This window comes from Streptomyces sp. DH-12 (assembly GCF_002899455.1).
Classification (GTDB): domain Bacteria; phylum Actinomycetota; class Actinomycetes; order Streptomycetales; family Streptomycetaceae; genus Streptomyces.
Genome location: NZ_PPFB01000001.1, coordinates 2761283 through 2773744 on the forward strand (window position 1 = coordinate 2761283; position 12462 = coordinate 2773744).

At 70.9% G+C, this 12462-nt stretch carries 11 protein-coding genes and 1 riboswitch; of the genes, 9 read left to right on the top strand and 2 right to left on the bottom strand.

All coding sequences use genetic code 11. From position 1 onward, the window contains the following. Nucleotides 1-14: 14 nt before the first annotated feature. Nucleotides 15-467 carry a hypothetical protein gene (locus tag C1708_RS11075; RefSeq protein WP_106412514.1) on the bottom strand — a complete coding sequence of 151 codons (453 nt, stop codon included), beginning with the start codon at nt 465-467 and terminating at the stop codon, nt 15-17. A gap of 117 nt (nt 468-584) precedes the next feature. On the opposite strand from C1708_RS11075, the gene C1708_RS11080 reads away from it, so the two are divergent. Both C1708_RS11080 and C1708_RS11085 read left to right on the top strand, forming a co-directional pair. Further along, entirely contained in the window at nt 585-1553 is a 969-nt protein-coding gene (locus C1708_RS11080) for a diacylglycerol/lipid kinase family protein (protein WP_106412515.1), read from the top strand. 318 nt (nt 1554-1871) lie between these two features. Beyond that, nucleotides 1872-2129: a WhiB family transcriptional regulator gene (locus tag C1708_RS11085; RefSeq protein WP_003992873.1), complete on the top strand. Its 258-nt coding sequence runs from the start codon at nt 1872-1874 to the stop codon at nt 2127-2129. Between the two features lie 220 nt (nt 2130-2349). Here C1708_RS11085 and C1708_RS11090 read toward each other — a convergent pair whose 3' ends face one another. Continuing rightward, nucleotides 2350-3816, bottom strand: coding sequence for a sensor histidine kinase (locus tag C1708_RS11090; protein ID WP_106412516.1), 1467 nt, complete (start codon nt 3814-3816; stop codon nt 2350-2352). A gap of 540 nt (nt 3817-4356) precedes the next feature. On the opposite strand from C1708_RS11090, the gene nagB reads away from it, so the two are divergent. From nagB to C1708_RS11125, 7 genes are all read left to right on the top strand, one after another. Then, the gene (gene nagB, locus C1708_RS11095; protein WP_106412517.1) at nt 4357-5142 is read left to right on the top strand and encodes a glucosamine-6-phosphate deaminase; all 786 of its coding nucleotides are present in this window, start codon (nt 4357-4359) and stop codon (nt 5140-5142) included. A gap of 157 nt (nt 5143-5299) precedes the next feature. Next, nucleotides 5300-6064, top strand: a complete 765-nt coding sequence (locus tag C1708_RS11100) for a GntR family transcriptional regulator (RefSeq protein ID WP_106412518.1) — start codon at nt 5300-5302, stop codon at nt 6062-6064. 205 nt (nt 6065-6269) lie between these two features. Next, entirely contained in the window at nt 6270-6536 is a 267-nt protein-coding gene (locus C1708_RS11105) for a DUF3311 domain-containing protein (protein ID WP_106412519.1), read from the top strand. Then, complete coding sequence (mctP, locus tag C1708_RS11110) at nt 6533-8161, top strand: monocarboxylate uptake permease MctP (protein ID WP_106412520.1); 1629 nt, start codon at nt 6533-6535, stop codon at nt 8159-8161. The genes C1708_RS11105 and mctP overlap by 4 nt, the downstream gene beginning before the upstream one ends. Nucleotides 8162-8239: 78 nt before the next feature. Then, the gene (locus C1708_RS11115) at nt 8240-8743 is read left to right on the top strand and encodes a GNAT family N-acetyltransferase (protein ID WP_106412521.1); all 504 of its coding nucleotides are present in this window, start codon (nt 8240-8242) and stop codon (nt 8741-8743) included. Nucleotides 8744-8792: 49 nt separating this feature from the next. Further along, a riboswitch (cobalamin riboswitch) is annotated at nt 8793-8964 on the top strand. A 124-nt stretch (nt 8965-9088) separates the two neighbouring features. After that, entirely contained in the window at nt 9089-11446 is a 2358-nt protein-coding gene (locus C1708_RS11120) for a ribonucleoside-diphosphate reductase subunit alpha (RefSeq protein ID WP_106412522.1), read from the top strand. Between the two features lie 56 nt (nt 11447-11502). Beyond that, nucleotides 11503-12459 (top strand): ribonucleotide-diphosphate reductase subunit beta, encoded by a 957-nt coding sequence (locus tag C1708_RS11125; RefSeq protein ID WP_241911433.1) that lies wholly within the window; start codon nt 11503-11505, stop codon nt 12457-12459. Nucleotides 12460-12462 lie beyond the last annotated feature (3 nt).

A 12462-nucleotide genomic window follows, 5' to 3' on the forward strand; every position in this document is an offset into this window, starting at 1 on the left:
GCCGCCCCGGCGCGTCACTTCGCGGCGTCGCCCGTGTTCCCGGGTCCGCGGATGCCGAGGGCTCGGGTGGTCTCCGCGTTGATCAGCAGCACCAGCGCGGTCACGGCGACGACGGCGAGCACGATCCCGGCGGGAATCGCCGCCCCGTCGGACAGCAGCATGTTGTAGGCCACCGGCAGCGCCATGATCTGCGTGATGACGGCGGGCCCGCGGCTCCAGCTCCGCCGGGCGAACAGACCGCGCGCGGCCAGCAGCGGCAGCAGCGCCAGCACGATCAGGGTGACCCCGCCGGTGACGGCCTGCGTCCGGCCGTCCGGCTCGCCCGCGAGACCGAGCACCAGCAGCCAGACGCCGCCCACGACCAGCGCCAGTCCCTCGAACGCGGCCAGGGCCGCGGCGTACGTCAGGCGGCGCGGACGGACGCCGGTGTCGTCGGGGCTGGTGGCGGGGGTCTGCTCGCTGCTCACCCCTGCAGGGTAGCCGCCGCCGGGGAGCCGTCCCGTGGCGAGGTTCACGCCCCGCGCCGTCCACGGTGCGGGACCTCGGTCTGGGCCGGGTACCGCTCAGTAGGTACCCTGCACGTCATGCGTGCACTCCTCGTGGTCAACCCGGCGGCAACCACCACCAGTGCGCGCACGCGCGACGTGCTGATCCACGCGCTCGCCAGCGAGATGAAGCTGGACGCGGTGACCACCGAGTACCGCGGACACGCGCGCGACCTGGGCCGGCAGGCGGCGGAGAGCGGCGAGATCGACCTGGTGGTCGCCCTGGGCGGCGACGGCACGGTGAACGAGGTGGTCAACGGCCTGCTGCACGCGGGGCCCGACCCGGAGCGCCTGCCCGGTCTCGCCGTGGTCCCCGGCGGCTCCACCAACGTCTTCGCCCGCGCCCTGGGGCTGCCCAACCAGCCCGTGGAGGCGACCGGCGCGCTGCTGGACGCCCTGCGCGAGGGCCGGGAGCGGACCGTGGGCCTGGGGCTGACCTCGGGCACTCCCGGCACCGAGGACGAGGCGGTGCCGGCCCGCTGGTTCACCTTCAACGCGGGGCTGGGCTTCGACGCCGGCGTGGTCGGCCGGGTGGAGCAGCAGCGGGAGCGGGGCCGGAGGTCGACCCACGCGCTGTACATGCGCCAGGTGGTGCGTCAACTGCTGGGCGACCCGCACCGTCGGCACGGAATGATCACATTGGATCTCGTGGGCGAGGAGCCGGTCGAGGACCTGGTGCTGTCCATAGTCTCGAACACCTCGCCGTGGACGTTCCTCGGCAACCGCCCGATCTACGCGTCGCCCCGGGCGTCGTTCGACGCGGGACTCGATCTCTTCGGTCTCACGCGGATGTCCACCGCCGCGGTTGCCCGGTATGGCACGCAGTTGCTCACTTCGTCCCCGGAGCGCGGCCCCCGCGGCAAGCACGCGGTGTCGCGGCACGATCTGACACGCTTCACCTTGCATTCGAAGGTGCCACTGCCCCTTCAGATGGACGGTGACCACCTGGGGCTGCGTACGAGCGTGACGTTCACAGGCGTACGCCGTGCACTGCGTGTGATTGTGTGAGCAGAAAGGCCCAAAGTCCTTTCAGTCGAACGTTTAGGCCAGGGTCCACCCCATGGAAGTACGGCTGTGACCTAGTCGACACCGAAGAATCAAAAAAAACTTTCCGGAAGGGGTTGTATCCGCCGCCGAGGTTTGCGAGTCTCTTCTTGGCGATCGGGACGGCCCGCAACACCGGCCTCCACAGATCACCGGAACCCCTCTTCAAACCCAAGGACCACGCCAGGAACCCTGGCAGTCGGCCCTTCACTTGTTGGGGGATTCGTGAAAGCGTTCACATTCACAAGCTAACCGCAGTAATACCAAGGAGAGGTAGCAGCCATGGACTGGCGTCACAACGCCGTTTGCCGCGAAGAAGACCCCGAGCTCTTCTTCCCCATCGGCAACACCGGTCCCGCGCTGCTGCAGATCGAGGAAGCCAAGGCCGTCTGCCGCCGCTGCCCGGTGATCGAGCAGTGCCTGCAGTGGGCGCTCGAGTCCGGTCAGGACTCCGGCGTCTGGGGTGGTCTCAGCGAGGACGAGCGTCGCGCGATGAAGCGCCGCGCTGCCCGCAACCGGGCGCGTCAGGCCTCCGCCTGACGACCCCGCCCCCGCGAACAGCCTGAGCTTGGCGGCGCGTGTGCGCCCGTCCGGATGATTCCGTGGACGGCGCACACGCATCTCCCGCCCCGAGCCGCAGCGCGACGTTCCCCCGGCGCCCGACCCGGTCGGGCAGGGGAAGCGAAGGAACGAGCATCAGCCCCGGACCGTGGTCCGGGGCCTTTTGCTGTCCGGCCCCGCATCGCGCCGGGCCCGGCGGCTACGCGTGGGACTGCACCGGGATGTCGAGGATCACCCGGGTCCCTCGCTCCGGCGCCGGCACCATGTCGAAGGCGCCGCCCAACTCCCCCTCCACCAGCGTCCGTACGATCTGCAGGCCGAGGTTGCCCGCGGTGTGCGGGTCGAACCCCTCGGGCAGCCCCACCCCGTCGTCCTGCACGGTGACCAGCAGACGCGCCTCCCGGGAGGTGCCGCCGCGCACCGCCGACACCTCGACGGTGCCGGTCTCGCCCTCGCGGAAGCCGTGCTCCAGGGCGTTCTGCAGCACCTCGGTCAGCACCATCGACAGCGGCGTGGCCACCTCGGCGTCGAGTATCCCGAAGCGGCCCGAACGCCGGCCGGTGACCTTGCCCGGGGAGATCTCGGCGACCATGGCGAGCACCCGGTCGGCGATCTCGTCGAACTCCACCCGCTCGTCCAGGTTCTGGGACAGCGTCTCGTGGACGATGGCGATGGACCCGACCCGCCGCACGGCCTCCTCCAGCGCCGCGCGCCCGCGTTCCGACCCGATCCGTCGGGCCTGGAGCCGCAGCAGCGCGGCCACCGTCTGGAGGTTGTTCTTCACCCGGTGGTGGATCTCCCGGATGGTGGCGTCCTTGGTGATCAACTCTCGTTCGCGGCGGCGCAGTTCGGTCACGTCCCGGAGCAGCACCAGCGAACCGATGCGGGTGCCCTTGGGCTTGAGCGGGATCGCGCGGAACTGGATCACGCCGTCGCCGGACTCGATCTCGAACTCGCGGGGCGCCCAGCCGCTCGCGACCTTGGCCAGCGCCTCGTCCACCGGCCCGCGCGAGGGCGCCAGTTCGGCGGTGGTCCGCCCGAGGTGATGGCCCACCAGGTCCGCGGCCAGGCCCAGCCGGTGGTAGGCGGACAGGGCGTTGGGCGACGCGTACTGGACCACGCCGTCGGCGTCGAGCCGGATCAGGCCGTCGCCGACCCGTGGCGAGGCGTCCATCTCCAGCTGCTGGTTCGCGAACGGGAAAGCGCCCGCCGCGATCATCTGCGCGAGGTCCGAGGCGCTCTGCAGATAGGTGAGCTCCAGCCGGCTCGGGGTGCGCACGGTGAGCAGGTTGGTGTTGCGCGCGATGACGCCGAGGACCCGCCCCTCGCGCCGTACCGGGATGGACTCGACGCGGACCGGAACCTCCTCCCGCCACTCCGGGTCGCCCTCACGCACGATGCGGCCCTCGTCCAGGGCCGCGTCCAGCATGGGCCGGCGGCCGCGCGGGACCAGGTGGCCGACCATGTCGTCCTGGTAGGAGGTCGGGCCGGTGTTGGGCCGCATCTGGGCGACGGAGACGTAGCGCGTGCCGTCGCGGGTGGGGACCCACAGCACCAGGTCGGCGAAGGAGAGGTCGGAGAGCAGCTGCCACTCCGAGACCAGCAGGTGGAGCCACTCGAGGTCGGTGTCGTCGAGGGCGGTGTGCTGGCGTACGAGTTCGTTCATGGAGGGCACGTCAGCGAGCGTACCCGCGGGATCGTCCGACCCTGGAACACCCGCGGGCCGCGGCGCCTGGGAGGGACCCTCAACCCTCCCGGCACCGCAGCCCGGAGCAATATCGGCCGGTGGGGTGTGCGGTCCCGGTCGGCCGAAGGATGAGGAGCCGGGGCAGTCAGGGCAGAGAGCCTCGGATCCTCGGTCCGCCTTCCTGTGCGGGGAAGGCAGGTCTGTGTGTCCTGCTACGCATTGTGGACTAGACCACTGCGCCTGTAAATGCGTCGTACGGAGGTTCTTCGCCGTCCCTCCGCGTCCCTGCGGACGCGGACGGGTCCCGCATGCAGCCTAACCCGAGAGGTGTGCCGGCGGGGCCGGTCGGACGCGGGATTTCCGGGGCACCCGGGCCCGGGTGCCGATCCCGTCCCGGAGGCCGGTCTCACCTGGGCGGACGGGTGCCCCTCTGCTAGATTGAGATTGGTCTACACCACATGGTCCCGGTGTCCCGGGGCCCGTCCCAGTCGAGTCCACCGGAAGATCGGCAGGCCCATCGTGGAAGTTGTCATCGTCGCGGACGCCCAGGCGGGCGGCGAGCTCGTCGCCGAGGCCATGGCCCAGCTGCTGCGACGCAAGCCCGACGCCCTGCTCGGCGTGGCCACCGGTTCCACGCCGCTGCCCGTCTACGAGGCGCTGGCGGCGAAGGTCCGCGCCGGCGCCGTGGACACCTCCCGCGCGCGGGTGGCCCAGCTCGACGAGTACGTGGGGCTGCCCGCCGACCACCCCGAGTCCTACCGCTCGGTGCTCCGGCGCGAGGTCCTCGACCCGCTCGGCATCCCGGTGGACGCCTTCCTGGGCCCCGACGGCACGGCCGAGGACGTCCAGGCCGCGTGCGAGCGCTACGACCGGGAGCTGGCCGAGGCCGGCGGTGTGGACCTCCAGCTCCTCGGCATCGGCACCGACGGCCACATCGGGTTCAACGAGCCGTGCTCCTCGCTCGTCTCGCGCACCCGGATCAAGACCCTGACCGAGCAGACCCGGGCGGACAACGCCCGCTTCTTCGACGGCGACGTCGACCAGGTCCCGCACCACGTCATCACCCAGGGCATCGGCACCATCCTGGAGGCCCGGCACCTGGTACTGCTGGCCACCGGCGAAGGCAAGGCGGACGCGGTCGCCGCCACCGTCGAGGGCCCGGTCGCGGCGGTGTGCCCGGCGTCCGCGCTGCAGCTGCACCCGCACGCCACCGTGGTGGCCGACGAGGCCGCCGCCTCCAAGCTGAAGCTCGCCGACTACTTCCGGCACACCTACGCCGGCAAGCCGGAGTGGCAGGGCATCTGACCCCCGCCCGTGGTCTGGACCATCACGGTCACAGGGGTATACAAAAGGGATCACGGAGCGTGCGAGGGGCCCGCCCCCGCCCGGAGCCGTGCCACGATGTCAGCCGTGGCCGACGGTCTGTCGGCCGCTTCGGCAGCCGGAGCCGGGAAGGCAGAGCATGAGCACCGACGTCAGCAGTGCGGAGAACGAGGGCGGGACCGTTGTCCGTACGGCGCGCGTGCCCAAGTACTACCGGCTGAAGAAGCACCTGCTCGACATGACCGAGACCGCGCCTCCCGGCACGCCGGTCCCGCCCGAGCGCACGCTGGCGGCCGAGTTCGACACCTCGCGCACCACCGTGCGCCAGGCGTTGCAGGAACTGGTGGTCGAGGGCCGTCTGGAGCGGATCCAGGGCAAGGGCACCTTCGTCGCCAAGCCCAAGGTGTCCCAGGCGCTCCAGCTCACCTCGTACACCGAGGACATGCGCGCCCAGGGCCTGGAGCCGACCTCGCAGCTCCTCGACCTCGGGTACGTCACGGCCGACGACCGGCTGGCCGGCCTGCTCGACATCGCCGCCGGCGGCCGGGTGCTGCGCATCGAGCGGCTGCGCATGGCGAACGGCGAGCCGATGGCCATCGAGACCACCCACCTCAGCGCCAAGCGCTTCCCGGCGCTGCGCCGCAGCCTGGCCAAGTACACCTCCCTCTACACCGCCCTCGCCGAGGTGTACGACGTCCATCTCGCGGAGGCCGAGGAGACCATCGAGACGTCCCTGGCCACGCCGCGCGAGGCGGGCCTGCTCGGCACCGACGTCGGCCTGCCGATGCTGATGCTGTCCCGGCACTCGCTCGACCGTGAGGGGCAGCCCGTGGAGTGGGTGCGGTCGGTGTACCGGGGCGACCGGTACAAGTTCGTCGCGCGTCTCAAGCGCCCGCAGGACTGAGACCGGACGCCTCCGGGCGGCCCTCCGCCGTCCCGCACGAGACCCGGCGGACCGGGCGGCTGACAGGGATTTCCGCCGCTGTCGCCTCGCGGTCGCGCCGCTGCCGCACACCTCTCCTCTTACGGGGGGTTACGACCACCCCGGACCCTCATCTACATTGCCGCGAGCCAACGTCGGCGATCACTGAGGGGACGGGAGCCGTCTGATGTCACAAGCCCCGGAAACACCACGAGAGCCGGTGGTGACGCCCGTGCGCGTCGTCATCGGCCTCTGTCTTGTCGCACCGTTCGTGGCCATGCTGTGGGTCGGGTCCTACGCCAAGACCGACCCGGTGTTCATCGGCATCCCGTTCTTCTACTGGTACCAGATGGCCTGGGTGCTGATCTCGACCGCGCTGACGATGGTCGCGTACAAGCTGTGGCAGCGTGACCAGCGCGCCCGCTCGGCCGGGAAGGGGGGTGCGGAGCAGTGAACGACGGCGTGAACGGCGTGGCACTCGCGGTCTTCGTCTTCTTCTTCGTGCTCGTCACCGTGATGGGCTTCCTGGCCGCGCGCTGGCGCAAGGCCGCGAACGAGCACACCCTCGACGAATGGGGCCTGGGCGGGCGCTCGTTCGGCACCTGGGTCACCTGGTTCCTGCTGGGCGGCGACCTGTACACCGCGTACACCTTCGTGGCCGTCCCGGCGGCGATCTACGCGGCGGGCGCGGCCGGCTTCTTCGCGGTGCCGTACACGATCCTGGTGTACCCGCTGATCTTCACCTTCCTGCCCCGGCTGTGGTCGGTGTCGCACAAGCACGGCTATGTGACGACGTCCGACTTCGTGCGCGGGCGGTTCGGCTCGAAGGGGCTGTCGCTGGCCGTCGCGCTGACCGGCATCCTGGCGACGATGCCGTACATCGCGCTGCAACTGGTGGGCATCCAGGCCGTCCTGGACGTGATGGGCGTCGGCGGCGGCGAGCACACCAACTGGTTCGTCAAGGACCTGCCGCTGCTCATCGCGTTCGGTGTGCTCGCCGCGTACACCTACTCGTCCGGGCTGCGGGCGCCCGCGCTGATCGCGTTCGTCAAGGACACGCTGATCTATCTGGTCATCGCGGTGGCGATCATCTACATCCCGATCAAGCTGGGCGGGTTCGACGAGATCTTCGCCTCCGCGCAGGAGGCGTACAGCGAGACCAACCCGGCCACGGGCGCGCCGCGCGGCTCGCTGGTGCCGGGCGAGGCCGGCCAGTGGACGTACGCCACGCTGGCGCTGGGCTCGGCGCTCGCGCTGTTCATGTACCCGCACTCGATCACCGCGACGCTGTCCTCCAAGAGCCGTGAGGTGATCCGCCGCAACACCACGATCCTGCCGCTGTACTCGCTGATGCTGGGCCTGCTGGCGCTGCTCGGCTTCATGGCGATCGCGGCCGGGGTGAAGGTGCAGAACGGCCAGCTGGCCATCCCGCAGCTGTTCGAGACCATGTTCCCGGACTGGTTCGCCGGTGTGGCCTTCGCGGCGATCGGCATCGGTGCGCTGGTGCCGGCGGCGATCATGTCGATCGCGGCGGCGAACCTGTTCACCCGCAACATCTACAAGGACTTCATCAAGCCGGACGCGACGCCCAGGCAGGAGACCGCCGTCTCCAAGGTCGTGTCGCTGCTGGTGAAGGTGGGCGCGCTGGCCTTCGTGCTGACCATGGACAAGACGGTCGCCATCAACTTCCAGCTGCTGGGCGGGATCTGGATCCTGCAGACCTTCCCGGCGCTGGTGGGCGGCCTGTTCACCCGGTGGTTCCACCGCTGGGCGCTGATCGGCGGCTGGGCGGTCGGCATGATCTACGGCACGGTCGCCGCGTACGGGGTGGCGTCGCCGACGCAGAAGCACTTCGGCGGCTCCGCCGAGAAGATCCCGGGCATCGGCGAGATCGGCTACATCGGTCTCACCGCCTTCGTGATCAACGTGCTGGTCACGGTCGTCCTGACCTTCGTCCTGAGGGCGGTCAAGGCGCCGGAGGGCGTCGACGAGACGAAGCCGCAGGACTACACGGCGGACGCCGGCGACCCGGGCGTGCAGGTCGAGCTCCCGCCGGCCACGGCGGGCAGCGCGCACTGACGCGGCAGGGCACGGGGCAGCGGGCCGCCGGTGGAGAACCGGCGGCCCGCTGTCGTACCCGTGCGGCAGACTCCCCGCATGGACATCGTCATCCGGCCGGTGACGCCCGGCGAGCACACGGAACTCGGTGAGATCACCGCGCAGGCCTATCTCGGCGACGGTCTGCTGGACTTCGGGGAGAGCGACGCCTACCTCGGCGAGCTGCGGGACGTGGCGAAGCGCGCGGCGGCCGCCGAGGTGCTGGTCGCCGTGGAGCACGGCACGCTGCTGGGCGGGGTGACCTTCGTACCGGGCCCCGGACCGATGGCCGACATCGCGGAGCCCGGCGAGGCGGAGATACGGATGCTGGCGGTGTCCCGCGCCCACCGCGGCCGGGGCGCCGGCGAGGCCCTGGTGCGGGCCTGCGTCGACCGGGCGCGGGCGCTCGGGTGCGCGCGGACGGTGCTGTCCACCCAGCACACCATGCACGCCGCGCACCGGGTGTACGAACGGCTGGGCTTCACGCACGCCCCCCGGCGGGACTGGAACCCGCTGCCGGAGCTGGACGACATCATGCTGCTCGTCTACGAGCTGACGCTCTGACGGCTCCGCCCGGCCCTTCCGCCCGGCACCACCATAACCCCTGCGCGACACAACATATGGGTCCGTCGGCGACGCCCGGCACAAGATGTATGCTCATGCTCGCTGTCGCCGCAGGGGAATCCGGTGCGAATCCGGAACTGTCCCGCAACGGTGTACCCATGCCTGCCCACGGGCGCGCACGGGAGTCAAGTCCGAGGACCTGCCGACAGTGCGCCCGGCCCTTCCGGTCCGGGTGCCCTGACGTCCGGGCCTCGTGGAATGGGCCGGTGGACGCGACGCCGCGTGCGCTCGTGTGCTGCCCCCTGCTCCTTTCGAGGCCCCGTGCCGAGCGAGGGAGAGCCCCACGTGACCATCGCGCCAGCCGATCCGGCTTCAGCGACCGGCGTGACCGAGAAGAGCGACGGCCCCGGGGCCGCGCTGCTGCGGACCCTGACGGAGCTGACCGCCGACCTGCCCGACGCCGACCCCGGCCGGGTGGCCGCCGCCGCGCTGCGCGGCCGGTCCGCCGCCGCCGACGAGACGGAGCTGCGGGACCTGGCCACCGAGGCGGCGGCCGGACTGATCTCCGAGGACCCCGCCTACTCCCGGCTCGCCGCCCGGCTGCTGACCCTCGGCATCCGCGCCGAGGCCGCCTCGCAGGGCGTCACCTCGTTCACCGGGTCGGTGGCCGCCGGGCACCGGGAGGGCCTGATCGGCGACCGGACCGCCGCCTTCGTCCGGCTGCACGCGGCCCGTCTGGACGCGCTGATCGACGCCGGCGCCGACGACCGCTTCGGCTACTTCGGGCTGCGCACCCTGTACAGCCGCTACCTGCTGCGCCACCCGGTCACCCGCAAGGTCGTCGAGACGCCCCAGCACTTCCTGCTGCGGGTCGCCTGCGGTCTCGCCGAGGACGACGGCGTGCGGGCGCTGGAGGAGGTCGCCGCGCTGTACGGGCTGATGAGCCGGCTGGACTACCTGCCCTCCTCCCCCACGCTGTTCAACTCCGGCACCCGCCACCCGCAGATGTCGTCCTGCTACCTCCTCGACTCCCCCAAGGACGAGCTGGACTCGCTCTACGAGCGCTACCACCAGGTCGCCCGCCTCTCGAAGCACGCCGGCGGCATCGGCCTGTCCTTCTCCCGCGTCCGCGCCCGGGGTTCGCTGATCCGCGGCACCAACGGGCACTCCAACGGCATCGTGCCGTTCCTGAAGACGCTGGACGCCTCCGTCGCCGCCGTGAACCAGGGCGGCCGGCGCAAGGGCGCCGCCGCGGTCTACCTGGAGACCTGGCACGCGGACATCGAGGAGTTCCTGGAGCTGCGCGACAACACCGGTGAGGACGCCCGCCGTACGCACAACCTGAACCTGGCGCACTGGGTGCCGGACGAGTTCATGCGCCGGGTCGCCGACGACGCGGCGTGGTCGCTGTTCTCCCCGGCCGACGTGCCCGAGCTGGCCGACCTGTGGGGCGAGGAGTTCGACACAGCCTACCGCGCCGCCGAGGCCGAGGGCCTGGCCCGCAGGACGCTCCCGGCCCGCGAGCTGTACGGCCGGATGATGCGCACCCTCGCGCAGACCGGCAACGGCTGGATGACCTTCAAGGACACCGCCAACCGCACCGCCAACCAGACCGCCGAGCCGGGCCACGTCGTCCACTCCTCGAACTTGTGCACGGAGATCCTGGAGGTCACCGACGACGGGGAGACGGCGGTCTGCAACCTGGGCTCGGTCAACCTCGCGGCCTTCGCCGACGGGGACGGCATGGACTGGGAGCGCCTGGACGCCGCGGTCCGCACCGCCGTGACGTTCCTGGACCGGGTGGTCGACATCAACTTCTACCCGACCGAGCAGGCGTCCCGGTCCAACAGCCGCTGGCGCCCGGTGGGTCTGGGCGTGATGGGGCTGCAGGACGTGTTCTTCCGGCTGCGGATGCCCTTCGACTCCCCCGAGGCGAAGGCGCTCTCCACGAGGATCGCCGAGCGGATCATGCTCGCCGCGTACGAGACGTCCGCCGAGCTGGCCGAGCGGCACGGCCCGCTGCCCGCCTGGGAGAAGACCCGTACCGCCCGGGGCGTGCTGCACCCCGACCACTACGACGTCGCACTGGCCTGGCCGGAGCGCTGGGAGGCGCTGCGGAGCCGGATCGCCACGACGGGCATGCGCAACGCGCTGCTGCTGGCGATCGCGCCCACCGCGACCATCGCGTCCATCGCCGGCGTGTACGAGTGCATCGAGCCGCAGGTGTCCAACCTGTTCAAGCGCGAGACGCTGTCCGGGGAGTTCCTCCAGGTCAACTCGTACCTGGTGGAGGACCTCAAGCGGCTCGGCGTGTGGGACGCGCGCACCCGGGAGGCGCTGCGCGAGGCGAACGGCTCGGTGCAGGACTTCGCGTGGATCCCCGAGGACGTGCGGCGGCTGTACCGCACGGCGTGGGAGATCCCGCAGCGCGGCCTGATCGACATGGCCGCCGCCCGCACCCCGTTCCTCGACCAGGCGCAGTCGCTCAACCTGTTCCTGGAGACGCCGACCATCGGGAAGCTCTCCTCGATGTACGCCTACGCCTGGAAGCAGGGGCTGAAGACCACCTACTACCTGCGCTCCCGCCCGGCGACCCGGATCGCCCGCGCGGCCCGCGCCGCCGTCCCCGTCCAGCAGCCGGCCGGCCCCGAGGCCGTCGCCTGCTCCCTCGAGAACCCCGAATCCTGCGAGGCCTGCCAGTGACCACCAGCGCGACGAAGAACCTGCTCGACCCCGGTTTCGAGCTGACCCTGCGCCCCATGCGCTACCCCGACTTCTACGAGCGCTACCGGGACGCGATCAAGAACACCTGGCACGTCGAGGAGGTGGACCTGCACTCGGACGTCGCCGACCTGGCGAAGCTGACACCGGAGGAGCAGCACCTGATCGGCCGGCTCGTGGCGTTCTTCGCGACCGGCGACTCGATCGTGGCGAACAACCTGGTGCTGACGCTGTACAAGCACATCAACTCGCCCGAGGCGCGGCTGTACCTGTCGCGGCAGCTGTTCGAGGAGGCCGTGCACGTCCAGTTCTACCTGACGCTGCTGGACACCTACCTGCCCGATCCGGACGACCGGGCGGCGGCCTTCGCGGCCGTGGAGAACATCCCGTCCATCCGGGAGAAGGCCGAGTTCTGCTTCAGGTGGATGGACTCGGTGGAGGAGATCGACCGGCTGGAGACGCGGGCCGACCGGCGCCGCTTCCTGCTCAACCTGATCTGCTTCGCCGCGTGCATCGAGGGCCTGTTCTTCTACGGCGCCTTCGCCTACGTCTACTGGTTCCGCAGCCGGGGTCTGCTGCACGGCCTGGCGACCGGCACCAACTGGGTGTTCCGCGACGAGACGATGCACATGTCGTTCGCGTTCGACGTGGTGGACACCGTGCGCAAGGAGGAGCCGGAGCTGTTCGACGAGGAGCTCGGCCGGCAGGTCACCGACATGCTGCGCGAGGCGGTCGAGGCGGAACTGCAGTTCGCGCGGGACCTGTGCGGCGACGGCCTGCCCGGCATGAACACCGAGTCGATGCGGCAGTACCTGGAGTGCGTCGCCGACCAGCGGCTGGTGCGGCTGGGCTTCGCTCCGGTGTACGGCTCGGAGAACCCGTTCTCCTTCATGGAGCTGCAGGGCGTCCAGGAGCTGACCAACTTCTTCGAGCGCCGTCCGTCCGCGTACCAGGTCGCCGTGGAGGGCACGGTCGACCTGGACGAGGACTTCTAGGGC